Origin of the sequence: Flavobacterium sp. (assembly GCF_013823965.1) — a bacterium.
Lineage (GTDB): Bacteria > Bacteroidota > Bacteroidia > Flavobacteriales > Flavobacteriaceae > Flavobacterium.
Map to the genome: position 1 here is coordinate 1 of NZ_PNNA01000012.1, position 26,752 is coordinate 26,752.

Annotated in this window: 16 protein-coding genes and 2 pseudogenes; 11 read left to right on the forward strand and 7 right to left on the reverse strand. The window is 37.0% G+C overall.

From position 1 onward, the window contains the following. A pseudogene (locus tag C0430_RS01140) lies at positions 1 to 71 on the reverse strand (tRNA 2-methylthio-N6-isopentenyl adenosine(37) hydroxylase MiaE); the annotation flags it as partial. Between the two features lie 85 nt (positions 72 to 156). On the opposite strand from C0430_RS01140, the pseudogene C0430_RS13385 reads away from it, so the two are divergent. The 3 genes and pseudogenes from C0430_RS13385 to C0430_RS01150 all read left to right on the forward strand — a co-directional run. Then, positions 157 to 237 (forward strand): annotated as a pseudogene (locus C0430_RS13385) (hypothetical protein); the annotation flags it as partial. Then, entirely contained in the window at positions 203 to 1,417 is a 1,215-nt protein-coding gene (locus tag C0430_RS01145; RefSeq protein WP_366559282.1) for a glycosyltransferase, read from the forward strand. The pseudogene C0430_RS13385 and the gene C0430_RS01145, both read left to right, overlap by 35 nt. Positions 1,418 to 1,528: 111 nt before the next feature. Further along, a complete protein-coding gene (locus tag C0430_RS01150) occupies positions 1,529 to 2,020 on the forward strand; it encodes a DUF1772 domain-containing protein (protein WP_290864617.1) in 492 nt (163 codons plus the stop codon). 226 nt (positions 2,021 to 2,246) lie between these two features. Here the strand turns inward: C0430_RS01150 and C0430_RS01155 are convergent, their stop codons facing one another. The 5 genes from C0430_RS01155 to porU all read right to left on the reverse strand — a co-directional run bounded on the left by C0430_RS01155 (position 2,247) and on the right by porU (position 10,616). Then, positions 2,247 to 3,863 (reverse strand): pyruvate dehydrogenase complex dihydrolipoamide acetyltransferase, encoded by a 1,617-nt coding sequence (locus C0430_RS01155; protein WP_290864619.1) that lies wholly within the window; start codon positions 3,861 to 3,863, stop codon positions 2,247 to 2,249. 7 nt (positions 3,864 to 3,870) lie between these two features. Next, a complete protein-coding gene (gene pdhA, locus C0430_RS01160) occupies positions 3,871 to 4,869 on the reverse strand; it encodes a pyruvate dehydrogenase (acetyl-transferring) E1 component subunit alpha (RefSeq protein ID WP_290864621.1) in 999 nt (332 codons plus the stop codon). A gap of 157 nt (positions 4,870 to 5,026) precedes the next feature. Continuing rightward, positions 5,027 to 5,509, reverse strand: a complete 483-nt coding sequence (cdd, locus tag C0430_RS01165; protein WP_290864623.1) for a cytidine deaminase — start codon at positions 5,507 to 5,509, stop codon at positions 5,027 to 5,029. Positions 5,510 to 5,580: 71 nt separating this feature from the next. After that, a complete protein-coding gene (porV, locus tag C0430_RS01170; protein ID WP_290864625.1) occupies positions 5,581 to 6,750 on the reverse strand; it encodes a type IX secretion system outer membrane channel protein PorV in 1,170 nt (389 codons plus the stop codon). 38 nt (positions 6,751 to 6,788) lie between these two features. Then, the gene (gene porU, locus C0430_RS01175) at positions 6,789 to 10,616 is read right to left on the reverse strand and encodes a type IX secretion system sortase PorU (RefSeq protein ID WP_290864627.1); all 3,828 of its coding nucleotides are present in this window, start codon (positions 10,614 to 10,616) and stop codon (positions 6,789 to 6,791) included. A gap of 208 nt (positions 10,617 to 10,824) precedes the next feature. Between porU and gldJ the strand changes: the two genes are divergently transcribed. Together gldJ and murF are read left to right on the forward strand one after the other, a co-directional pair. After that, complete coding sequence (gene gldJ / locus C0430_RS01180) at positions 10,825 to 12,522, forward strand: gliding motility lipoprotein GldJ (protein ID WP_290864628.1); 1,698 nt, start codon at positions 10,825 to 10,827, stop codon at positions 12,520 to 12,522. 65 nt (positions 12,523 to 12,587) lie between these two features. Further along, positions 12,588 to 13,871, forward strand: a complete 1,284-nt coding sequence (murF, locus tag C0430_RS01185) for a UDP-N-acetylmuramoyl-tripeptide--D-alanyl-D-alanine ligase (RefSeq protein WP_290864630.1) — start codon at positions 12,588 to 12,590, stop codon at positions 13,869 to 13,871. 58 nt (positions 13,872 to 13,929) lie between these two features. Here the strand turns inward: murF and C0430_RS01190 are convergent, their stop codons facing one another. Next, the gene (locus tag C0430_RS01190) at positions 13,930 to 16,800 is read right to left on the reverse strand and encodes a triple tyrosine motif-containing protein (protein WP_290864632.1); all 2,871 of its coding nucleotides are present in this window, start codon (positions 16,798 to 16,800) and stop codon (positions 13,930 to 13,932) included. A gap of 354 nt (positions 16,801 to 17,154) precedes the next feature. Between C0430_RS01190 and C0430_RS01195 the strand changes: the two genes are divergently transcribed. The 6 genes from C0430_RS01195 (at position 17,155) to C0430_RS01220 (ending at position 26,734) form a co-directional block, all read left to right on the forward strand. Then, positions 17,155 to 20,271: a TonB-dependent receptor gene (locus C0430_RS01195; protein WP_290864634.1), complete on the forward strand. Its 3,117-nt coding sequence runs from the start codon at positions 17,155 to 17,157 to the stop codon at positions 20,269 to 20,271. An 11-nt stretch (positions 20,272 to 20,282) separates the two neighbouring features. Further along, positions 20,283 to 21,803, forward strand: a complete 1,521-nt coding sequence (locus tag C0430_RS01200; RefSeq protein WP_290864636.1) for a RagB/SusD family nutrient uptake outer membrane protein — start codon at positions 20,283 to 20,285, stop codon at positions 21,801 to 21,803. A 16-nt stretch (positions 21,804 to 21,819) separates the two neighbouring features. Beyond that, positions 21,820 to 22,929 carry a hypothetical protein gene (locus C0430_RS01205; RefSeq protein ID WP_290864638.1) on the forward strand — a complete coding sequence of 370 codons (1,110 nt, stop codon included), beginning with the start codon at positions 21,820 to 21,822 and terminating at the stop codon, positions 22,927 to 22,929. 11 nt (positions 22,930 to 22,940) lie between these two features. After that, a complete protein-coding gene (locus C0430_RS01210) occupies positions 22,941 to 23,888 on the forward strand; it encodes a hypothetical protein (RefSeq protein ID WP_290864640.1) in 948 nt (315 codons plus the stop codon). Between the two features lie 127 nt (positions 23,889 to 24,015). Further along, positions 24,016 to 25,122 (forward strand): glycoside hydrolase family 16 protein, encoded by a 1,107-nt coding sequence (locus C0430_RS01215; protein WP_290864642.1) that lies wholly within the window; start codon positions 24,016 to 24,018, stop codon positions 25,120 to 25,122. A gap of 91 nt (positions 25,123 to 25,213) precedes the next feature. Next, a complete protein-coding gene (locus C0430_RS01220) occupies positions 25,214 to 26,734 on the forward strand; it encodes a family 16 glycosylhydrolase (protein ID WP_290864644.1) in 1,521 nt (506 codons plus the stop codon). Positions 26,735 to 26,752 lie beyond the last annotated feature (18 nt).

Consider the following 26,752-nt stretch of genomic DNA (forward strand, 5'->3'; position numbering starts at 1 on the left):
AAAATTTCTTCGATGTTCGATTCGACGATATTTACCCATTTTGGGTCTGTAACTAATTTTAATCCCAACATTTTCTTTCGTATATAAATTATTTACAAAAATACTGCTTTTATTTGGGTTGGAACAGATTGATTTCGGGATTATTTACCGTATTTTGTGTCGTTAAATGTAACTTATGAATGCAAATCAGACTGTTTTAATTATTGGATTTGTTTGGCCGGAACCCAATTCTTCTGCAGCCGGAGGACGAATGGTGCAATTGATTTCCATTTTCAAGGAACAAGGATTTGAAGTCACTTTTGCCAGTCCGGCGATGGACAGCGATTATATGATTGACTTAAATTCTTTGAACGTCAACAAAAAATCCATTGCCTTGAATTGTTCCAGTTTTGACGTTTTTGTCAAGGATTTGAATCCATCCATTGTCTTGTTTGATCGTTTCATGATCGAAGAGCAATTTGGTTGGCGTGTTGCCGAAAATTGTCCCGATGCCTTGCGATTGCTTGATACTGAAGATTTACATTGTCTGCGTTTGGCACGCCAAAAAGCATTCAAGGAAAGCAGACCATTTTCAACAGATGATTTATTGGTCGAAGAAGTTGCCAAAAGAGAAATTGCCAGTATTTTGCGTTGCGATGTTTCCTTGATGATTTCCGAATATGAAATGGAAGTGTTGAAAACTGTTTTCAAAATCGATTCCAATATATTGTATTATTTGCCTTTGCTGTTGGAGCCAATTAAAGAATCGAACATTCAAAATCTGCCTTCGTTTGAAAATCGAAACAATTTTGTTTTCATTGGCAACTTCCTCCACGAACCCAATTGGAATGCGGTTCAATACCTGAAAGAAACGATTTGGCCACTTATCAGAAAGCAAATGTCGGAAGCGGTTTTGCAGATTTATGGTGCTTATCCTTCGCAAAAAGTACTGCAATTACACAATCCTAAACAGGGTTTTTATATAATGGGTCGCGCCGATGATGCACAGGAAGTCGTGAGAAAGGCAAGAGTGGTTTTGGCTCCTTTGCGTTTTGGTGCAGGAATAAAAGGAAAATTGTTGGAAGCGATGCAATGCGGAACGCCAAGCGTGACCACAACCATTGGAGCAGAATCAATGTGCGGTGATTTGCTGTGGAATGGTTTTATTGCTGATGATGCCCAGACTTTTGCTGATAAAGCGGTGGGATTGTATCAAGATAAAACGCTTTGGATAAAAGCCCAAGAAAACGGTTTTGAAATTATAGAAAAACGCTATTTGAAATCCTTGTTTACAGATGATTTTGTAAAGCATATTTTTAATGTGCAAACCAATTTAAATTCACATCGTTTGCATAATTTTATGGGAACTATGCTCCAACATCATACTTTGATGAGCACGAAGTATATGTCAAGATGGATTGAGGAGAAGAATAAATAAGCCTTTATTGGAGTCATCTTTTGATATAGTGCGTTGAAAGTTATATATTTGTGACCTATGCTGATTAGGCTAGACGTTATTTTATAATAATAGGTTTTCCTCTTTCATACAATGAATTCTAAAAATGAAATTTCAAATGCTGTTGCTTTATTTGCAACGGGTTTGCTTGCTGGTACTTTTTTCTATGTGAGATTTAATATAATGCCAAGTTTTTGGGAAGTGCCCATTGATGTCCACCTTCGTTTTAGGGTTGTGCTAATGAAGTACAATGATTTTGTTTTTAAGGTACTGATGGTGGCTTCCATTATTTCTTCTGTTTGGTTTGCATGGAGGATAAGGTCGTTAAAATATGTTTTTATTTTGACTGGCTTTGCAGTGATTCTCGCAACAATAACTTTTCTGATTAGTTATTTTGGGAGTATGCCAATTAGTGCCCAAATAAAAACATGGCTTCAAACTTCTCCTCCAAAAAATGGGGTTGCCATTCTTAAAACCTGGGATTTTTTTCACACTTGTAGAACGGCTACAGCCATGGGAAGTTTTATACTCATATTGGTTGCTACTTTTTTTAAAAAGGAATTGTTGAAACAAATGCAAAATTAGAATGGGATAACTTGCAAGGTTTTGAATCAAATTTTAAAATTAGAAACACTAAATTTTATGGATATTCGCATACTCTAGTTATTATAGCTGTTCTGACAAATTATTCAACAATTAATTTCACGGGTAATGTCAATATTGATTCTTAAAAGTTATTGGTTTTAATAAATAAAAAAATCCCGTTCTGATTTACTCAAAACGGGATTTCTATTATTAAAGTGAAAAGCTCTTAAGCAAGCATCGTCACTGGGTTTTCAATATATTGTTTCAAAGTTTGCAAGAACTGTGCTCCGGTTGCCCCGTCGATAGTTCTGTGGTCGCAAGCCAATGAAAGCATCATCGTGTTTCCTACCACGATTTGTCCATTTTTCACCACTGGTTTTTCTACAATCGCTCCTACAGATAGGATGGCAGAATTCGGTTGGTTGATGATGGAGTTGAATTCAGTAATACCAAACATTCCAAGGTTGGAGATGGTGAAAGTACTTCCTTCCATTTCGGTAGGCAATAATTTTTTGTTTTTGGCTCTTCCTGCAAGGTCTCTTACGCTGGCTCCAATTTGAGACAAGCTCATACCATCGGTGAATGGCAATACTGGAACAACCAATCCGTCTTCAACGGCAACGGCAACACCAATATTCACGTGATAGTTAATAGTGATGGCATCAGCAGACCATTGAGAATTGATTTTTGGGTGTTTTTTCAAAGCCAATGCCGAAGCTTTAATTACCATATCGTTGAAAGATACTTTGGTATCTGGCACGCTGTTGATAATACTTCTTGATTTCATTGCTTCGTCCATAGTCACCTCGATTACCAAGTTGTAATGCGGTGCCGTGAACAAAGATTCTGCCAAACGTTTGGCAATAACTTTACGCATTGTGGAGTTTTTAATCTCCTCGGTGGCAACTTGTCCAGCCGGAACATAAGGTTTTGCAGCTGGTGCAGCAGTTTCTGCTTTAGCTGGTGCGGCAGCACTTGCAGCGGCAGGAGCAGCAGCTTGTGGAGTAAAGTTTTCAACGTCACTTTTGGTGATGCGTCCGTTTTCTCCAGAGCCTTTTACTTGTGTCAATTGAATTCCTTTTTCGCTGGCGATTTTCTTTGCTAATGGCGAAGCTAAAACGCGTTGTCCGTCGGCTGGAGCTTCTTGAACAACTGGAGCTGCTTGTGTAGATGGAGCTGCTTTCGCTTCTTCAGCAGGAGCGGCTACTGGTGCAGCACTTCCACTAGCAATAATTCCACTAACATCTGTTCCTGCAGGTCCAATGATGGCCAAAAGTGAGTCAATTGGAGCAGTTTGTCCTTCTTGAATTCCGATGTATAATAAAGTTCCTTCGTTGAAAGATTCGAATTCCATTGTGGCTTTGTCGGTTTCGATTTCGGCAAGCATGTCGCCTTCGACAACTTTGTCACCTACTTTTTTTAACCAAGTGGCCACTGTTCCTTCGGTCATGGTGTCGCTCAAACGAGGCATGGTTACCACAATAACTCCTGCGGGTAAAGCTGCCGAAGTTGCTGCTGCTGGAGCGGCTTCTTCTTTTTTGGCTTCAACTGGAGTTTCTGCTTTTGGAGCAGCGGCACCACTAATTAAGGCAGAAATATCTTCGCCTTCGTTTCCGATAATTGCCAAAAGTGAGTCAATTGGAGCAGTTTGTCCTTCTTGAATTCCGATGTATAATAATGTTCCTTCGTTGAAGGATTCAAATTCCATTGTTGCTTTGTCGGTTTCAATTTCAGCAAGCATGTCGCCTTCGCTTACTTTATCTCCTACTTTTTTTAACCATGACGCCACCGTTCCTTCAGTCATCGTATCGCTCAAACGAGGCATTGTTATAATTGTTGCCATAATTGGTTTATAGTTTATGAGGGGTGAATGGATAGTTTTCTTGTTCGTAAACAACGTCGTATAGTTGTTGCTTTTCAGGGTATGGAGACTCTTCGGCAAATTTTACGCACTCGTCAATCAAATCTTTTACTCTTTGGTCGATGATTTCGATTTCTGCTTCCGTAGCATATTTTTGATCTTTAATTACATCCAAAACTTGGGTAATTGGATCAATTTTTTTGTACTCTTCCACTTCTTCTTTCGAACGGTATAATTGTGCATCCGACATGGAGTGTCCTCTGTAACGGTACGTTTTCATTTCAAGGAAAGTTGGTCCACCACCACTTCTTGCTCTTTCGATGGCTTCGCTCATGGCTTCGGCAACTTTTACCGGGTTCATTCCGTCAACTGGTCCGCAAGGCATTTCGTATCCTAGACCTAGTTTCCAAATATCAGGGTGATTGGCAGTTCTTTCTACAGATGTTCCCATAGCATAACCGTTGTTTTCAACGATAAATACTACTGGTAAATTCCATAACATAGCCATATTGAATGCTTCGTGTAAGGAACCTTGTCTAGAAGCGCCATCTCCAAAATAAGTCATTGTCACTCCGCCAGTATTGTTGTATTTGTCGCCAAATGCGATTCCGGCACCTAGAGGAATTTGTCCGCCAACAATTCCGTGACCTCCATAAAAACCATGTTCTTTTGAGAAAATGTGCATGGAACCACCCATTCCTTTTGAAGTTCCTGTTGCTTTTCCCATAAGTTCCGCCATTACACGTCTTGGGTCAACGCCCATTCCTATTGGTTGAACGTGATTTCTGTATGCGGTAATCATTTTATCTTTTGTCAAGTCCATAGCGTGCAAAGCACCTGCCAAAACGGCTTCTTGACCATTGTATAAATGTAGAAATCCCCTGATTTTTTGTTGGATATATAGTGCTGCTAGTTTGTCTTCAAACTTTCTCCAAAGTAGCATTTCTTCATACCACTTTAAATAAACCTCCTTTGTAACTTCTTTCATCTGAATTGTTTCTTTTTGCTAATTGTGTGTTGTGCTTAATAACTGTAATCGATAACGCTCAAGGTTTTTTTACCCCAAATTTGCAAGATGCAAAAATAGAACATTCTAAGGAAGTACTAAAATTTAAAATACACTTTTACTGCTAATTTTGTTTTTTTTACAAAAACTTCTTGTCAAACATAAAAGGAAGCAGGTTTTTTAGCGATGCCGATTGGTATATTATGCCAATTTCGCCCATAAAATAGATTTCAATTGGAGAGTCTTGTTTGATCTCATATTCGGCTATGGATTGTCTGCAAGAACCACAAGGAGGAATTGGGGCAACTGTCTGGTTGGAGTCTGAGGCTGCCGTAATTGCCATTTTCAATATTTTTGCTTCAGGATATAGCGCTCCGGCTTGAAAAACGGCTACACGTTCCGCACAAAGTCCAGAAGGATAGGCTGCGTTTTCTTGGTTTGAACCTAAAATAATTTTTCCATTGTCTAATAAAAGTGCTGCGCCAACCCTGAATTTAGAGTACGGAGCATAAGCATTTTTTCTGATGGCAACGGCTTGTTCCATTAGATTTTGAACATCAAGAGGCAATTCTTGAACAGAATCAAAAACGGAAAATTGGGTGGTAATAGTAATGTCTTTCATTCTTTTTATTGGAAAAAAAATCCAAACTTCATTGAAATGAAATTTGGATTTAAGTATAAATTAATTATTTGCTAGTATTCATCGTATTTGTCGCCAAAATTAAAGGAAAGTGAGAATCGTAAAGTGTTTTCCAAAGGATTTTTAACCTTGGATGTGGAAAACAAATAAGAAAGGTCCACTTTTACTACATTGTATTTAAATCCTGCTCCAAGAGAGAAAAATTGTCTGGCTCCTTTGTCTGGACTTTCATGAAAATAGCCCATTCGCATCGTAAAGGAATCTTGGTATAAATATTCAGCACCTACAGAATAGGTGAATTCTTTTAGCTCTTCGCTTAAACCACCTGGAGCATCAGTAAAGGATTGAGAAACTCCTGAAAACCATCCAATGGATCTGTAATTGTCATTGTTTTGGGCTCTTTCTTCGGCGGTAATCGTTCCGTCTTGATTCAAATCTGGGTCTTGCGGTGTTGGCACAAGCAACTTGTTGAATTCTACATTTAAAGCTACTTTGTTGTAATCGTCCAATATGAAATCGAATCCGGTTCCCACTTTTAAGTTGGCAGGAAGAAAGTTGTTGCTAAATTCGGTATTGTCATAGCTGATTTTTGGGCCTAAATTTTGGATATTGAATCCGGCTCTCCATCTACCGTTGAATTCGTTGTAAGCTATTTCTTCTGATTGGAAAAATCCTGCAACATCAACGGCAAATGAGCTTGCGGCAGAAGCATCTCCATTATCTGTTGCCACTTTAAGGCTTGAATTTATGTATCGGGCACCAACTGCCATCGAAAATTTCTCGCTTAATTTTAAGGAATATGATCCGTCAAAAGCAAATTCGCTTGGAGATACAGTTCTTACGGCTTCATTTGGATCGCCGGTTTGTCGTAATTCGATTTCGCCTAGTCCAAAATATCTAAAACTTCCGGCAAAAGCACTTTTTTCGTTTATTCGATTGTAATAGTTCAATTGTCCCAAAGAAATGTCATTTACCAAATCAGTAAGGTACGGAGTATAAGTTATCGAAAAACCTTGTTTGTCTATCGCAAAAGCATATTTTGCAGGATTCCATTGTTGCGAAAAAGCATCGGCAGATGAGGCAACGCCATTGTCAGCCATACCCGCAGCTCTTGCATCGGCAGCAACCAATAAAAACGGGACTCCTGTCGTTATGACATTTTCTTGTGCTTTGACAAATGAAACTATGAATAAAAAGACAAAAAGGAAAACTGTTTTTTTCATTGGTACTGAATAATTAGTGGAACAAATATAGTATTTTATTAAAGTATTACAAGTTTTTCAAATTTTTCGGTTTTCGAGTTGGTTAGGTTCGATTTCACGGTGAGTTTATAGACATATACTCCTTTTCCTATTCTATTTCCAAAATCATCTTTGCCGTCCCAAGTGATTTCTTTTGAGAGAAATCCTTCTGTCGTGACGATTTGGTTTTTTGTCCAAACCACTTTTCCGGTTATCGTTATCACTTGAATTTGAACTTCCAAAGGTTCATAAGGCCTATTGTGTGAAAACCAAAATTCAGTATAATTGACAAATGGGTTGGGATAATTCAGCACATATGTCAAACTTATGGACTCGTTGCCAACGACAATAAACTGGATTTCGGCAGTGATGGGATTGTTGTAAACATCCCAAGCTTTGAACGTGATGGTATGCAGTCCGACGGCTAAATTTCGCAAAGGAAATCGAAGCGTGCCTTTTGTATAATCATCCAGATTGGTTTGATAATAATCGTTTACAATAAAAGGATTGTCTACATCTCCATCCAATATTGCCACCATGTCATGTCCTATTCCGCTGGCTGTATTTATGCCGCTTTCGTCTTCGAGCTTGGCCAATAGAAAAGGGGAATCGTTTGTTGTGCCACCCGAAACAAAAGTTTCATCGTTCATATATAACTTCACAGTTGGACTAATATTGTCCACTACGGCATTTTCATTTATTCCGCCAATTTTTATGCTGGTGTCGTAACCGGTTTGATTCTCGAAAAGCTGATTCTTTTTGGCGTAAAAACTTATTTTTCCATTGGCTACGGGAATTCTAATGTCTCTTGGGACCACGAAGCTAAATTCAAATTTCCCATTGTTAACCGATGCATTTCCTCTAAAGATGGTTTCGCCTAGTGTGTTAAAAGACATGGATGGGCTGTGTCCGTCATTGTTCAAGGTTGTTCTTGAAATCATTTTGTCGAATATCGCGGTCGAAAGTTCTCCGTTATAATTGGTTAATGGAATATTGTTCTCGTCTGTTATTTCGCCTGTTATTTTCATTTTTGCCAATGATTTGAAATCGTCAAAGGGTTGTGAAACAGGAACGTCGTTCACTTTTGTCAGCCTTATTTTTGGTTTGGCTATGGCTAACATCAAGGCTGGATCGCCAAGGTAAAAAATCACGTTTGAAGAAGAGCTTGGATTGCTGTTTTTGGATATTCGCAAAGCTTCGGCGATTGATGTATATTGATTTGAGTCAAATGAAAATAAATTTTTTGCCAAAACATCATTGAAGTTTTCGGCACTAAATTGTCCAATGGATCGAATGGTGGTAATCATGGAAATAGCACCGCCTTTAGGATTCCAATAAGTGTATTCTCCCGCCGTTGGTCGGGTCGGGTTGTCAAATCTCGAAAAATCACAGGTTATGGTGATAAATAAGGGATATTTATATTGATTGCTTAAATTTTGTCCGTCAGATTTCTCCCAAATTCGTTCACTCGACAAGCCATCTTCTCCTCCATGGCCCAAATAATTGAATACCAAAGATCCTTTTTCGAATGCGCTGAAAATGTCTGTTCGAGCTTTAGGATAGCGCGATCCACCGGCTGAAGCTTCTTGAACATAAGAATCCAATATTATTTTATTGACGTTCATAAATGGTTTTGCCGTGGTAATGGCATCGGCCAAATTGTTTTGTCTGTTTTGCAAACTGGCATCCGAGGCTTTGTCGGAATCGTCACAAATCAAGGTAAAATTATTGCGCCAACTTCCGTAAGATTTCAAATCGTGGTATTCGATTACTTTATTGACCATTTCTTCGGCTTGTGCTGCGTCGTTATTCAGCATTCTGCCCACGGCGATGTCTATTCCTCCAAAAGAAGAAATGATATTTCCCTCATTGGGATCCATTAAACCGAAGAAATCATCGGAGGCAAAGGAGGATTCTCCCGTGGAATTGCTGTTTAAGGCGTGGTATATTGGGACAATATTGGTGTTGTTCGGGATTCGGTTTTTATAATCATAAGAAGCATCTCCAAAAAGGTTGACGTATTTCAATCTTTTTTCAGGTTCGGAAGCATTTTCATAAATGTATTTGATGCAGTTTCGAATAGCTGCAACATCCTGTTTCCCCGAAGAAAACTCTTGGTAGATTGTCTCTAGAGGAATTACTTTTACATTTAAATTGGAATAGGAACGGTGAAAATTGGCTAATTTTTCGGCCTGGACAGATAAAAAAGAAGGGGTGATGATCACGTAATCAATATCTTGAAATTGGCCTTGGTTGTTTTTAAAAATTGTTCCTTTCAAGTTCTGGTTGGTAATTTTTGTTCTGCTGCCCTTTAATGGAGTAAAATAATCCAAAGCGTCAATGGCAACGTATTTTCGGAGTTCACCTAAATTTGCTTTAAAAGAAAATGAAGCTTGATTAAGATTTTCGACTTTAGTTACATTATATAGGTCTGTAATGTCCCAAATTTTGGAAATTCCTGCAGCATTCGAAATGTTGTAACTCACAATTCCCAAGCTGGAACTGGCCAAATCATATTGAAACTGAAATTGTTTCCCGTATCCTTGAAGTTTGCTTTTGGCGGTAAGCCTGATTTTATCAAGATAGCCTTTGGAGTTTGGAACGCCATTGTTGTTGTAGGACAACTTGATTTTTATGGTTTCCGAAGCGGGAAACGAAACGTTGTTTAAAGCACCCGTATTGTAAACGATTTCCGAATTGACACTGAGCGGAGAAAAAGACATTGTTCCCACATCTTGACCATTTGCCGAAACTTTGAACGAGGTGGCCGTAAAAGCGGACGAAGCAGCATTGATGTTCAGTTTTACCGGCGTAGTGGAATCTATGTTTGGAAAAGTAAACGTAAATTCTTGGTCTTGGTTGATGTCAAAGGATTCGCCAAACCACTGTCGACCCAATCGCACCACATTTATAAGGTCTAATTCGTGAAATTGATAGTCGTCAAAGGTGTTTAAATTTAAAGTGCTGGTTCCGGTAGGCTGGACCATGTTTTGAATTCTTTTTCCGTCACTTCCTTGCACAGTTACATAATAATAGGACTTGGTGTCATATAAATTAACATTGGTTTGGCTGTCATTGTTCCAAGTGTCAACTCCTTCGGCATAAAAAAGAATATAGTCTTCATTGTTGAAAACGCCGTCGCTTTCGCCTATTATTTCAATGGCATTTTCGGCTAAATCTAACGGATAATAAGTGCTGTTCAACAAAGGCAACATTCTGCCTCCATTTCCGTAAATCTTTATCTTTTTTGGGTCAACTTTACTTACGTCAAGTCCTAATTGTTGCAGAAAACTTTTCGATATTTTATAGACTCCTGATTTTTCAACATAAAATTGATACCAGTCGCCGGTTGCCAAAACGGAATTAGTAATCACGCCAGTGGTTTTGCTGGTTTGTGCGATTCTGGAACTGCCGCCATTTATGGAATAGGAAAAAGATTTAATTCGTTTGAATCCCAATTCGTCTTTCACAATTGGTGAAAGAACCAGAAATACTTGTTTCAAATCTCTTGATTGATTGATTTTTAATGAAGCGGAAGGTGTTTTTGGGATGTTTTCCGGGTCTAAATCGCCTAGTTGAGAGGTTGTCAAGGTTTCGTAAACCACGTTTGTGATTTGAACTGAATTTCCGGCGAATGAATTTGATCCCGATAGGTTTAGGGTATAAAAAAGCGCTTTTTTGGAAGTGTCATAGTCATAACAATTTCCAACGAATTGAGGAATGTTAATGGTGAAATTGCCAAACGACATTTCTTTTTTTTCGAGCCATTCAATAGCTATGTCGCCTTTAATCTGTGCAAAAGAAACAAAGGGAATTAAGGTTAAATAGACTAAAAGTGTTTTTTTCATTGTTATTAAACGTAATTTATGACGTATTATTAGGATGAGTAAAAATATGTCATTTAGTGTTATTGTAAATAATAAAAAGTATAAATTTGCGTTGTCTTATGTAATTTATCCAATGTTATTTGGTTTTATTTAATTATTAAAAAATGTTGTTGCGGTTTAATGCTTAATTATTATATTGCACCACCTAAATTATTACCCATTAAATAGTATGAAAGTAAACAGAATTATAGCCTTGCAGTTGATGTTGTCAATGATGTTGATTATAGGTATTACTAGTTGTAGCAAAAAATCTAGCACAAAAAACTCCTCACGTGCAACGGGTTGGAACGTAGACAGTAAAAAAGCTTCAGCAAATAAAAAGCAAGAAGCTGGTCCAGGTTTGGTTTTTATTGAAGGAGGAACATTCACGATGGGTAAAGTTGAAGATGATGTGATGCATGATTGGAATAATACTCCAACCCAGCAACACGTTCAATCCTTTTATATGGACGAAACCGAAGTTACCAATTTTATGTATTTGGAATATTTGGACTGGTTGAAAAAAGTATTTCCGCCAACTGAAGAAAACTATAAAAACATTTATGAAGGCGCATCTCCTGATACATTGGTATGGAGAGATAGATTGGGGTATAATGAAACAATGACCAACAACTATTTGAGACATCCTTCTTATGCATATTATCCTGTAGTGGGAGTAAACTGGATTCAAGCAGTCGAGTTCAGCAAATGGAGAACGCAACGTGTAAATGAAGCCTTACTTGAAAAAAATGGCTACCTTAAAAAGAATGCCAAAACATTGGACGTAACCGCAGAAAGTAATTTTGACACGGAAACCTATTTAAATTCTCCGACACTTGCTTACGGAGGAAATTCCGAAATTGTTTTACCAGGAAAATATGCTGATAAAAAAGGAGGAATAAGAACTCCTAAAGCCGGTAAAAACGGAAAGGTAATTCAACCAACAAATATTTACGCCCAAAGATCTTCAGGAATCCTATTGCCTGAATACAGATTGCCAACCGAAGCAGAATGGGAATATGCCGCTGCTGCAGATGTGGGTCAAAGAGAATACAATATTTATAAAGGACAGAAGAAATATCCTTGGTCCGGAAGCTACACTCGTTCTGGAAAAAGACAAAGCAAAGGCGATCAACTTGCCAATTTCAAACAAGGAAACGGTGATTATGGTGGAATCGCAGGATGGTCTGATGATGGAGCTGATATTACTGATGAAGTTAAAAAACATCCAGCAAATGATTTCGGATTGTATGACATGGCTGGAAACGTAGCTGAATGGGTTCTTGACGTTTATAGACCAATCGTTGATAACGAAGCAAATGATTTTAATTATTTTAGAGGGAATCAGTACACCAAAAACAAGATTGGAAGCAACGGGAAAATTGAAGTTGTTACAAAAGAGACTATTAAATACGATACCTTAAGCAACGGAAGAATTGTTGCCAGAGCTTTCCCAGGTCAAATTGTCCAAGTTCCAGTTGATGAAAAAGAAACTTATTTGAGACAAAATTTCGATAAAAGTAATAACATTAACTACAGGGATGGTGATAAACAATCGTCCAGGTACTTTGATTTTGCCGACTCTGAATCCGATACCAAAAAAGTAAAAGAAGAAAGAGCGATGTATAACTCTCCTAGACATAATGTAACAACTGACAGTTTAGGCAGAATGGTTCGCAAATACGACAAATCAAATAAAAGAACGACTTTGATAAATGACAACATTCGAGTTTACAAAGGAGGATCTTGGAGAGATAGAGCTTATTGGTTAGATCCAGCACAAAGAAGGTATTTCCCTCAAGATATGGCTACTGATTACATTGGATTTAGATGTGCAATGTCGAAAGTAGGAGCTAAAGCTGAAAAAAGAAAATCGGCCAGAAATTAATCTAAAACAGAATAAAAACAAAAGCCCTTTGATTAGGGCTTTTGTTTTTTTAAATCATTTTTGAAATGGATATCCCTTACATTCATAGTTTGTTTTTAAAATGCAACTCGGTTTCTATCGATACGCGAAAAATTGAGGCAAATTCAATGTTTGTCGCCATAAAAGGCGAAAAATTTGACGCTAATACATTTGCCAAAGAAGCCCTGGAAAAAGGAGCTGCTTATGTGCTTGTTGACAATGAAGACTATTGTATTGACCAAAGAACTATTTTGGTTGAAAACAGTTTGATTGCCTTGCAAGAATTGGCAAAATTTCATAGAATGTATCTAAAATTACCCATAATAGCCCTAACAGGGAGCAATGGAAAAACAACAACAAAAGAACTAATCAATGTTGTACTTTCTAAAAAATACAATACAAAAGCAACCGTTGGGAATTTAAACAATCATATTGGCGTTCCTTTGACGTTGTTGTCTTTTAATGAGAAAACGGAGATTGGCATCGTTGAAATGGGAGCCAATCATAAAAAAGAAATAGCATTTCTATGTGATTTGGCGCAACCTGATTATGGATATATCACTAATTTTGGCAAAGCACATTTAGAAGGTTTCGGCGGGGTGGAAGGCGTTATAGAAGCTAAAAGCGAAATGTATGATTATCTTTCCAAAAACAACAAATTGGCTTTCGTTAACTTGGAAGATCCCATTCAGGCCAGGAAATCTGTAAATTTGAATTCCTATTCCTTTGGATTGGATAAAGTAGGTACGAATGTAAACATCAACTCCATAGCCGCAAACCCGTTTGTGGAAATTTCATTTTCAAATCTTCTTGTTCAAACACATTTAATTGGGCTTTACAACGCCAATAATGTCAATGCGGCAATCACCATCGGGAAGTATTTTGGAGTAGAGGATCTAGCCATTAAAGAAGCTTTGGAGAATTATATCCCAGAGAATAATAGGTCGCAGCTTATGACCAAAGGTACAAACCAGATTATTTTGGATGCTTATAACGCCAATCCTAGCAGTATGGCTGTTGCCATTGCAAACTTTTTGCAATTGGACAATTCAAACAAGATTTTGATTTTGGGCGACATGTTTGAGTTGGGCACCGAAAGCAGTAATGAACATAAGGCCATTGTGGATTTGCTATTGAATGAAAAAGCCATTGACTGTTATTTCATTGGAAAGGAATTCTATGCCAATCGAATGGATAAGCAGGGCTTTTATTTCCACGATACATTCGAATCGTTTTCGGAGTATTTGCAAAAAAACAAAATCGAAAATTCCTATTTGCTGATAAAAGGATCGAGAGGAATGGCTTTAGAGCGTACCTTGGATTTTTTGTAGCAGAACATAATTTAAACCAAAACGCCATCCTGATTTTAGAATGGCGTTTTGGTTTAAATTAAATACTCATTAAATATCCGATGAGATTTTCTTTCTTGTTGAGTCCGAGTTTTTTTCTTAATCGGTAACGTGCCAATTCCACACCGCCTCCAGAAATATTCATGATTTCAGCAATTTCCTTGGTCGACATGTTCATTAATAAATAGGTCGATAAATCCAGCTCACGAGGTGAAATGGTCGGGCATTTTTCTTTTAATCTTTTCAAGAAATCAAAGTGGACATTTTTGATGTGTTTTTCCAAATCTTTCCAGCTATGATCGGCATTAACCTCTTTTGCAATGCTTTTGTTTAATTTCGTGAACTGGAATTTGGCAGATTCATCAAATGATTCGATATCAATGTCTTTTAGTTTGTGGATAATTCCATTTAAAATTTTATTTTTCTTTACTACTTGCAAAGAATTGGTTACTAATTCTTTGTCTTTTGCCAAGATTTTGATTTTTAGTTTGTCGTTTTGCAGTTTTTCGATTTCTTTTTCCAAATCAAATTGCTCTTGCCTTATTTTTGATTCTTTTTCCAGATAAAGTCTTCTTTGTTCTACTGTTTCGTAGTATTTGTTTTTCCTGATCTTTGCCTGTATTCTTTTTCTGATATAATGAATGATTGTTGCGAAAACAAAGAGGTAGAAAACATACGCCAAAAAGTGTCTGTACCAAGGCGGAGAGACATTAAAAGGAACCACTGCGGCGTTAGACTGGATGCCATAACTGTTTATTACTTTTAATTTCATCTTATAATTGCCTTCCCTTAAATTGGTATATTCTTTTGTTGAAGCTGACGACCAATTGCTCCATTTGTCTTCAAATCCTTCTAATTGATAGGAAAATTTAATGTTTTCAATATTTTCATAAGTAGGAGATGAAAAGGTGAACTTTACATAATTCGATTTATAGGGAATTTTATATTTCTCGATTTCATTTTTATTTCCAAACATTAGAGTGTCTCCCAAGCTGGAAAAGCTTCTAATAAATGCCTTTGGTTTTGACGCGAAGTCATTTGATAATTTGGAATTATAATGTGCAAGTCCTTCAGTAAGTCCAATGAATATGTTTTCGGAATCTATGGTGTTTACAGACAGGTTGTTGTATACTAAATTCTGGGTTAAATTGATAAACGGTGCTGTAATATTAGAATAATGTCCATTTTCTTTTTTCATTAAAACGGCTAATGTCCCTTTGACTACATACCAAATGTTGCCATTACGGTCTTCCAAGATTGTACTTGTTTTAGGGACTTTTTTGAACAAGTTGGTCACGGCTTTGTCTTCATAAAACGCATTTTTTCTTTCAGAATATTTATAAAAATGATTGAATGTTTGAAAATAAATGCTTCCTTTTAGTCGTTGTACGCTGGCAATTCCTTTGAGGGTTTTAGATAGGTTTTGGTGGGTTTTTACAGATTTGAATTTTTTTAAATCAGTATTGAGTACAATTTGATAGAGAATGTCATCTTTTTTTACCCAAATATTATGGTCGTCAATTTCGTAATCCCCCACAGATTTTGAAAATCCTTTAATTTGACACACGAAATGCCAACCGTCTGTTTTCTTTTCAAATAGTGAAAATCCATCGTAATTAGATCCAATCATGTAGGCTGGTTTTTTTGGAATTTTTTTGAAACTCCAATATCCCACATTGTGTAATGTTTTAGTTGATTTACCGCCAACAATGGCTAAGGCTCCTCTGTTGTGAGCACAAATTAATTGATCGTCAATTATCTGTATGTTCCATGCTTGTCCGGTTGTGCCTTCAACAAGTGAAAAAGAGCCTTCCTCAAAAGGAGACTTCCAGGAGTGATAAAACACTCCCTGATTCGTCGCCACATAGAGGTTTCCTTTATAAATTGCAGTTGCATAAACCGTGCTTATGTCATAGCTAAAGCCAAAATAGGAAAATGGAGAATTCTCGTTCACGAATGCAATCCCGTTGTCAAGTCCTAACCACAGATTGTTTTTCTTGTCGATAAAAGAAGTTAACACAGTGTTGTTTTGCAAGCCTTTCTTGCGATTGATGTGCTGGATTATTCTGCCTGTTTTGTCGCAGACAATAATTCCATCCAAAACAGAATTAAGGACAATATAATTGTTCTTCATGGCAACTCCTCCCAAACAACTGTTCTTTTTGATAAAAGCATTGGCCTCGGTATTCCAAGGAATGAGTTTCCCGGTTTCGTATATATAAAGTCCTTTGTCCAAGGTTGCGATCAATAGTTTGTTTTCGGGCATTTGAAATATTCCCCATACTTCTGTGCTGTTTAAAACAGGGGAATTCACTAACGGGTAAAGATTGCCATTTATGTATTCCATCAATCCTTTTGAAACATCTTGAAAATAAATTCTACTCCCTACCTGAAACGAAAACTGGAATCGGGAAAAAGGCTTGAGTGTTTTTAGGGTATTGTTTTTAAAGATGAAAGCGTTACCAAAAGACTGAAAAATCACTTCATCATTATTAAGATGTATTTTCCAGGTAATGTCAATGGATTTGACAATTTTCTTGCTCAGGAATCGGGCTAGGGAAAAATAGACCAGTTTGCCCCTTGAGTTGGATTCAAAATAACCGAATTCGTTGTAACCTCCTACAAATATTTTTCCGTCATCCCCAATTTTTATGGCTCTAATGACGGAAAGGTTGGGTAAGTTGTATTTACGCCAAGAAGAGCCGTCAAATTGAAAGAGTCCATTGTTGTTGGCAAAATAGAGATTACCGTTTTTGTCTTGGTCAATATTCCAGTTTTGGGTTCCTCCTTTATAATCGGTTCTTTTATAGTTTCTGATTTCAGGAAGTCCAATGTTTTTTACCTGACCAAACAGGGATGTTAATGATAACAATAATAATGTGATTGCAAAATGGCGAATTGAAAATATCATAATGGAATTTTTTGCAGAAGTAATCAATTGTAGGATATTTATTGATAATAGTTAATTAATAATAAAAATTTAACATAAAGCAGGGGTTAATGAATGTGTAAATAACGGCAAATGCTTATCTTTTTATAAATGTAGTGTTTGTTTTTTAATTATCATATTTTAAATGTGATAAATAAAATTTTAAACAATTAAATATCAATAATTTAATTTTTATTTGATGTGTTTTTGTAATATAAAAAAATAGCTTTTGATGTGTTTTTGTAAGGAAAAAATCCAATGATGATATGTTAATTGTGAAAATTTATCCATATTATTGTATTGAATTACTAATTAATTAACCAAAAATTTAGAAAAATGAAATTAACAAAAGTATTTATTTTTTGTTTTTTATCTATTCTATTTTCAGTTTACGCGCAAGCACAAGATGTTGCAGTAAGCGGAAAAGTTATAGATGAGAGTGGATTACCCATTCCGGGAGTAACCGTTTTAATTAAGGGAACTTCTAAAGCCACGTCTTCGGATATTGATGGGAATTATCAAATAAAGGCTGCTTCGAGTGGTACTTTGGTATTTAGTTACTTGGGCTATTCTTCCTTGCAAGAAGCCATTAACGGAAGAACTCGTATTGATGTAAAACTTAGCCCAGAGGCTCAATCTCTACAAGAGGTTGTGGTTGTGGGGTATGGTACTCAAAAGAAAAGTGTAAATACTGGTGCTATCTCTAGTGTTAAGGCAAAAGATCTTGAAAAAATTCCTAATGGGCGTATTGAACAAGCTTTGCAAGGAAGGGTTTCCGGGGTTATTGTTTCGGCACAATCAGGCCAACCGGGAGCTGCATCCACGGTTAGGGTTAGGGGATTAACTACTTTTGACACTTACGGTGGAAACAATCCTCTTTGGGTTGTTGATGGTGTAATCGTGGATTCAGGAGGAATTGGTTATGTAAACCAGTCAGACATTGAGTCTATTGAGGTGCTTAAAGATGCCGCTTCATTGGCTATTTATGGAGCTCGTGCTGCTTCTGGTGTTATCATGATTACGACCAAAAAAGGGAAAGAAGGTAAATTTAGCGTAAGCTACACTGGATTTACAGGAGTTTCTGCTCCAGAAAAAACAATAAAATTACTTAATGCTACCCAATATGGCGCCATAATGAATGAAAAAGCGGGTGCGGCAGGACAAACAATTCCTTATCCTAATTTGAGTACTTTGGGTGTTGGGACAGATTGGCAAAAAGAAATTTTTAGTGATGATGCCATGCGTACCAATCACGAATTCAGTTTAAGCGGTGGTAATGAGGTTTCGACCTTTTTTGCTTCTTTTGGTATTCAAGATACGGAAGGTATTGTTTCTAAAGAAATTTCAAAATTTGGCAAAAAGAATATCCGTTTAAATTCAACCCACAAATTATCTAAAATGTTCACCATAGGACAAACATTTGGATATACACATCAAAAAGGGGTTGGTTTAGGAAATACAAACAGTGAATATGGAGGACCTTTAAGTTCAGCTTTAAACTTGGATCCTACAACTCCAGTAGTGGTTACGGATCCTATTGCTGCCAATAGTACTTTATATACCAATAATCCAGTATTTAGAGATGCAAATGGAAATCCTTACGGAATTTCGTCTGTGGTAGGTCAAGAGATGACTAACCCTGTTGCATACATAAACACAAGATTGGGAAATTATAACTGGTCTGATGATTTTATCGGAAATGCTTTTCTTGAATTTACACCAATCAAAGATTTAAAATTCAGGTCAACTGTTGGTTTGAAAAGAGCGTTTTGGGGTGAAGAAAATTTTACTCCTGAATATTATTTAAGTGCTACCGTATTGGCTTCACAAAATAATTTAAGCAGAAATACCAATGAAACTTATGCTTGGAATGTTGAAAACACGATTTCTTACACAAAAAGTTTAGGGGAACATAACCTTACTTTATTGTTGGGACAAGGTGCTTATGTAGACAATAATTCTAGCGGAACTTACGTGTCTTATCAAGATTTACCGGTTAACAACTATCAAGATGCTTCATTCAATTTTCCGCTTCCAGACGATAAAAAAACGGGAGGTGCATATACTTCTCAAGAGCATAGAGTAACTTCTTTATTCTCTCGTTTAAATTATGATTATAAAGAAAAATATTTGTTTACTGGAATTATTCGTCGTGATGGTTCAACTAATTTTGGATCTAACAATAAATATGGGGTCTTCCCTTCCTTTTCTGCAGGATGGGTGCTTTCAAAAGAAGATTTTTGGAAACAAAATGATGTAGTGAGCAGCTTAAAAATTAGAGCTGGTTATGGAGTAACAGGTAATGACGCGATTCAAGCTAATGGATTTTTAGCGCTTATCGGTGGAGGCAGGAATTACACTTTCGGTACTTCAGGTTCAGTTATTGAATCAGGAAACAGCCCTGATGCACCAGCAAACCCAGATTTGAAATGGGAAGAAACATCACAAATGAACATTGGTTTTGATGCCAAATTATTCAATGATTTTAATTTGACAATTGAATATTACGATAAAAAAACTACTGGAATTTTGCAATATGTTGAATTGCCAGGTTATGTTGGAGCAACAGGAAGTCCTCTAGGAAACGTTGCCGATATGGGAAATAAAGGTGTTGAATTTGAACTTGGTTACCGTAAAAGATTTGGTGACTTTAATTTCTCTGCCAATGGAAATGTATCATATCTAAAAAATGAAGTTACCTTTTTAGGTCAAGGTAAAACATATATCGGTGGTGGTGCCTCTTTTCAATCTATGGGAGATGTGACAAGAACCGAAGTGGGTCAGTCATATAATTCTTTCTATGGATATCAAACGGCTGGAATTTTTCAAAGCTACGAAGAGATTAATGCCAATACAAATGGTGCAGGAGCTTTAATCCAACCAGGTGCAAAACCAGGAGATTTCCGTTGGGCTGATACCAATGGTGATGGATCCATCTCTGATGAAGACAAACAATATTTGGGAAGTCCACTACCAAAATACACTTTTGGTTTGACTATCAACATGGATTATAAAGGTTTCGACTTTATGGCTTTTGCCCAAGGAGCAACTGGAAATAAAATTTTCCAAGGGTTACGTCGTTTGGATGTTTTAAATGCAAACTATCCTGTAGATGCCATGAGCCGTTGGACAGGTCCAGGAACTTCAACAGAATATCCTAGACTTACAAATGATGATTCTAATGGCAACTTTGGAAAAATGTCTAATTTCTATTTAGAAGACGGAGATTATTTGCGTCTTAAAGTGGTTCAATTAGGATACTCTTTGCCTAGTAGTGTTGTCGCTAAAATGAAAGCTTCCAAAGTGAGATTTTATGTAACTGGCGAAAATTTATTGACACTTACAAAATACACAGGTTACGATCCAGAAATTGGAGGAAATGTTTTTGGAATAGATAGAGGATACTATCCTCAGGCCAAAACTTTTATGATTGGAGCTAACGTACAATTTTAATAAATAGAATTATGAAAACAATAAAATTTAAGTCTTTATTTGTCGCTATTGCAATGGTAATCACATTGGTATCATGCAGCAAGGACTTTTTAGAGGTAGAACCTAAAGGAACTAATCTAGAATCAAATTATTATAAAAATGAAAGCCAAGCTTTTGCAGGACTTGTTGCTGTTTATGACATCATGAACAAGAATTCTGGAGGTTTTGATAATATGGTAACCATGATGAACGCCGGTTCTGACGATCATTATGCTGGTGGCGGTGGAGCAACCGATGGAGCTGGAATTCAAGGATTTTCAAATTATACTTTGAATCCTACCACTATTTCAGGAAGTTTTTGGAGTGACCATTATCAAGGCATTTACAGAGCTAATTATTTGCTGACTAAATTGTCCGATGTTCCAATGGATGCAAGCTTAATTGCAAGATATACTGCAGAATGTAAAGCTTTGCGTGCCAATTATTATTTTAATTTGGTGAGAATGTTCAAGAATATTCCCCTAATAACAACTCCTCTTGCCGGTTCAGAATATTATACAGTATTACAAGCAACTCCAGCCGCGATTTACGCACAAATGGAAAAAGATCTTAATGAAGCAATAGCTGTTTTACCAGCTACCGTTCCAGCCGAAGAAGCAGGTCGTTTTACAAAAGGTGCCGCTAGAGCGTTACTTGGAAAAATATATTTGTATGATCCAGCCGGAGACAAGAAAGCATTGGCTGCAACTGAATTGGCCGCCGTTAATGGAACTCCAGGCGCAACAAGTCAATACGGTTATAAATTATTGACTAATTACAAAGACCTTTGGGTTGTTGACAATAAATACAACACAGAATCTATTCTGGAAGTTGGACACACTAATGCCTCAAGTGCCTACTGGGGAAACTGGGGTGGTGGTGCTGCCGAAGGGAATATTATAAATACCATGTGCGGACCTAGAAACTACACTAAAATTGGTGCATCTGCTCCTGATTTACCTTCAGGATGGAGTTTCAATGTATTTACACAAGCCTTTTATGACGTGATTAAAACTGATCCTAGATTTGGTGCGACAGTTTTAGACTTAAAAGCATTGAGTGCAGCCAATCAAGCAAGTTATATTGGTGGATATCAAGACACCGGATATTTCCTTAATAAATTTATTCCAAGAAAAGCCGATGTGACTACAGGAACAGGAGAGCCAGTTTTGAATTACAGACAAAATTCTTATGTTATTCGATTAGCCGATACTTATTTGTTGGAAGCAGAAGCCTTGGGAGGAACAGGAGCAAGAGCACAAGCATTACTTGATGCCGTAAGAGCAAGAGTAGGTTTGGCCAGTACCCCGGTTTCACTTGCCGCAATTAAAGCGGAACGTAGATTGGAATTAGCAGGCGAAGGACACCGTTTCTTTGACTTGGTGAGATGGGGTGATGCAGCAACTGCATTGGCCAGTAGAGGCTTCAAAGCAGGTAAAAATGAAGTGTTCCCAATTCCTTACAAAGAATTGCAAAACACTTTAATTGTTCAAAATCCTGGGTATAGTAATTAATAGTAATAATAATAATATGAAAAACATAAAATTAATTTTCAGCTTCGTATTGCTACTGGCTGTTACAATAAGTTGCAGCATTCCTGACGGGATTGATCAGGACACTTCTTTTTTAAGTTCTGCAGCTTCAGGAAATGTTTCTAAAATTTTTGACATAAGTACTGATAATTCTGGAAATGTAAAAATTTCGCCATTAGGTGAAGGTATAACATCATCGACAGTTAATTTCGGACACGGAACGGGTGCTGCTGCATCTGCAGTGGTTGCACCTGGAGGAAGCACGACTCACGCTTATCCAGAAGGAACATATACGGTTTCCATAGTTTCTACAGATGTCTCTGGGAAACAAACAACAGCCACTTATCCGTTGACGGTTACTTATAGAGCACCAGAAAATTTGGCAGCAAATATTACTGTAAATGTTTATACTGTTAAAGTATCTGCAACTGCTTTGTATGCAAAATCATTCTTGGTTTATTTTGGGGATGTGGCTAACGAAGTGGGAACTCCATTGGCAGTAGGTGCAACTACACCTTTACACACGTATGCTGCTGGAGGATCTTATAATATAAAAGTTGTAGCCTTGAGCGGTGGAGTTGCCAAAACGGAAAGTATTACTCCTATCGTAATTTTTGATCCACTAGCACTTCCTTATACTTGCGAATTGGCTTCACAAAATTATATGGCAGGAGGAACATTTGGAGGAGTTAATTACTCCATTGTGGATAATCCGTTTTCTTCTGGATTGAATACTTCTTCTAAAGTGGCTAAATTCGAAAAACCAGTAAACGCCGAAGAATGGGGTGGTACTTGGAAACCTTTTGATGTTGCAATAGACTTAAGCACCGGAACAAAAATAAAAATGCTTGTTTACGCGACTGAAGTTGGCAAAAAGGTAGGTATTGAATTGCAAGGTTCTACAAATGGAGCGCCAAATACCTCAATTTTTGTGGCAACTACTGTGGCGAATCAATGGGAAGAACTTGTTTTTGATACTACAGATCCAGCAGTTAGCCCTGCCATTCCAGCCGGAGCAAAATACAAACAATTAAATATCAATTACAACAGACCTAATAAAGGTTTGGGAGAAGTAATTTATATTGATAATATTAGAGTAACCAATTAATTATAAAAATCATGAAAAAAAACATAAACTATTTTCTAGGTGTTTTCTTTGTGTTACTTCTAACAGTTAGTAGTTGTTCAGAAGAAACATATTCTTTAGGAGATTTAACAGCTCCTTCCAATATAGCAATTACTGCAGATCTTGTAGGTAAAGATGCTTCACATCCAAATGGTGATGGTTCAGGTAACGTTAAAATAACGATAACTGCAAATAATTCACTGGGATATAAAATTGATTATGACGCCAATGATTCTGAGTCTTGGAATATATTGTCAAGTAACGTGGTAACCAAAAAATTTGATTCAAAACTGGGTGTAAACACGTATAGAGTTACTGTTGTTGCTTCAGGAGCCGGAGGCACTACATCTACTACCACCAAAGATATCACGGTAAGATACGATTACACTCCAGATCCAGCCATTGTTACTAATTTAACAAACAATGCATCTAAAACTTGGATCGTGGACAAAAGTGTATCTGGTCATTTAGGAGTTGGTCCATGGGAGGCTGGTTCTGCTACTCCAGTATGGTGGGCTGCAGGCGTGAACGAAAAAGTAGCTTGTTGTAATTGTTTTTACACCGCTTCATTTACGTTTGCTAAAGATGCGGCTTCAGGAACTTATTCATTAACGGTAGCAACCCCAGATGGGGCATTTACCAAAACTGGAGCTTTAGCAGGTGGTCTTCCTGGTATTCCAGCTTCTGGAGACGAAGGTTGTTATGCTTATGCCGGAGGAACTTCTGCCTTTACTTTTGGTGGGTCAACTTCAGGTGTTGCTGCATCAGCACCATCTACACAAACCAATATTAATTTAGCAGGTGTTAACACTTTCATTGGTTATGGAGCTACCCAAAAATCATACGAAATCATGACAATAACATCATCTACCATGTACCTTAGAGTACAAGGAACTGAAACAGGAAATGCTTGGTATTTAAAAATGATACCAAAACCTTAATTTTCTAGACAAAATGACCCAGAACCATCTCTTGGTTCTGGGTTTTTTTTTGAATATTTTTTGTTAATTCTAATTAAAATATTCTAATGGATTAATACTAATAAGTCAACACTAAAAGTTAATTATAATGATACAAAAAACAGCAATTCAAAGACATTTACTTACAAAACTACTCGATTATCGTTTATTTGTATTATTTCTTTGCACAACTTTTATATTGATTTCCTGTAGTGGAGATAGCGGTAGCAGTGGGGGAACAAATGCAGGAACAACTCCTTCAAATCTTGTGGTTTCGGCAGCAGTTGTAGGCACAAGTGCTCAAAATCCAAATGGTGACGGCAGCGGAATAGTAAATTTTAATATTAGCGCGACAAATGCAACTTCCTATAAAATTTCACTCGGAAATGGAGAAATACAAGAGGTAACAAGCGGCACTTTCACTTATACTTACACGACAGGAGGAACAAATACCTTTGTTGTATACGTATCTGCATACAATGGAGCCAATTTTATCAGTACTTCAGTAAGTATAACTTTATATGTGGCCCCCACTTCAATTTGGTCAGATGAATTTAATGTGGATGGCGCACCGAATAGCACTAAATGGGGATATGATTTAGGCGGCGGCGGCTGGGGAAACAACGAAGCCCAATATTATACTAGCAGAGCAGAAAATGTTATTGTTCAAGGTGGTGTTTTAAAAATTAAAACCATAAAAGAAAGTTATAGCGGAAGCAGTTATACTTCGGCTAGAATTCTCAGTAAAGGCAAATTTTCTTTCAAATACGGCAAGGTCGAAATCAGGGCAAAAATGCCTGTGGGAGGAGGAACTTGGCCAGCGCTGTGGATGTTGGGAAGCAATATAGATACAGCTCCTTGGCCAGCTTGTGGAGAAATTGACATCATGGAACACCTAGGCAATCAACTTAATAAAATATATGGTACGCTTCATCATCCTGGCCATTCAGGTGGAAACGCGGATGGAGGAACCACTAATATAACCAATGCAACAACAGAATTTCATGTTTATGCATGCGACTGGAGAGCAGATGCCATCAAGTTTTATGTGGACAATCAGTTGTTTTACACTTTTACAAATTCGGCTAGTTTGCCATTTAACCAGAATTTCTTCTTAATCATCAATTGTGCAATGGGAGGTAATTTTGGCGGGACAATAGATCCGAATTTCGTTTCTTCGACATTTGAAGTTGATTACGTTCGAGTTTATAATTAATATTTTGTGTAGTTCATTTTTTCATTATTCGCTTCCGGTTTTTACATAAAAAGCGGAAGCAATGGTGAAAATAAAATTTAAAAGTTTTATAATGAATAAATTAAATGCGTTTGGTGTTCTATTTTTAGTTTCTACTTCAATATTTTTCTCGGCTTGTGGGGTCAAAAAGCAAGCTTTAAGTAATAAAATTGAATTAGCAGAGAATAGTATAATTGCCCACCGCGGCGCATGGAAAAAAATGGGATTTCCCGAAAACTCCATTGTTTCGCTTAAACATGCAATTGAATTAAAATTGGCGGGGGCTGAATTTGATGTTAGAATGACTGCTGATGATTCACTAATTGTTAATCATGATCCACAATACAATAAACTGGCTATAGAAACTACAACCTATGCTGATTTAATTAAATTCAAATTATCCAATGGTGAAAAGTTGCCTACTTTAAAAGAGTATATCAAGGCCGGAAAAGAAAACAACAATTCCACACGATTAGTTTGCGAAATAAAACCATCCGAAATAAGTAAGGAAAGAGGACAAATAATTGCGACAAAAACGGTTCAATTAGTCGAAAAACTCAAAGCAGGGCAAATGGTTGTTTATATAAGCTTTGATTATGATATTCTTAAAAAAATAAGAACAATGAATCCCACAGTTTCCCTGCAATATTTACAAGGTGATAAATCTCCTGAACAATTGAAAGCAGATGGAATTTCAGGACTAGATTACCATTTTTCTGTTTTTAAAAAACATCCTGAATGGATTGAAAGCGCCAAGAAAAACAATATTACATTAAACGCTTGGACAGTTAATGATGCCGAGGATATGGATTGGCTTATTGCCAATGGATTTAATTATATTACCACAAACGAACCGGAATTATTACAAGAAAGAATAAAATTATCACCAGTTTCAAACGGAATGAAATTGATTTGGAGCGATGAATTTAATGGTAAAGGAGCGCCAGATTCAACAAAATGGGATTATAATATTGGCGGTGAAGGATGGGGGAATAATGAATCTCAATATTACACCAACAGACCAGAAAATGTAAATGTTCAAAACGGGCTATTAAGTATAAAAGCCATAAAAGAAGATTACAAAGAAAGCCATTACACCTCAGCCAGGATCCTTACTAGAAATAAATTTTCTTTCAAATACGGAAAAGTGGAAATCCGTGCCAAACAGCCTTCTGGGGGAGGAGTTTGGCCAGCTTTATGGATGTTGGGAGACAATAAAGGGGAGCTTAATTGGCCTGCTTGCGGAGAGATTGACATTATGGAATATGCTGGAAACCGTGTAAATAAAATAACGGCAGCTTTGCATCACCCCGGACATTCTGGTGCTAATCCTGATGGTGGATTTACAATGATTGCCAATGCAGAAACTGAATTTCATATATATACTTTAGAGTGGTCACCTTCATATATAAAGATATTTGTTGACAACCAACAGTTTTTTGCATTTGCAAATTCAAGTAGTGTCCCTTTTAATAAAGATTTCTTTTTGATATTCAATTGTGCAATGGGAGGAACTTATGGGGGGCCAATAGATCCTAATTTTGTCTCTTCGACTTTCGAGATAGATTATGTTAGAGTATACCAAAACAAATAAAAAAAATAACAATTAAAG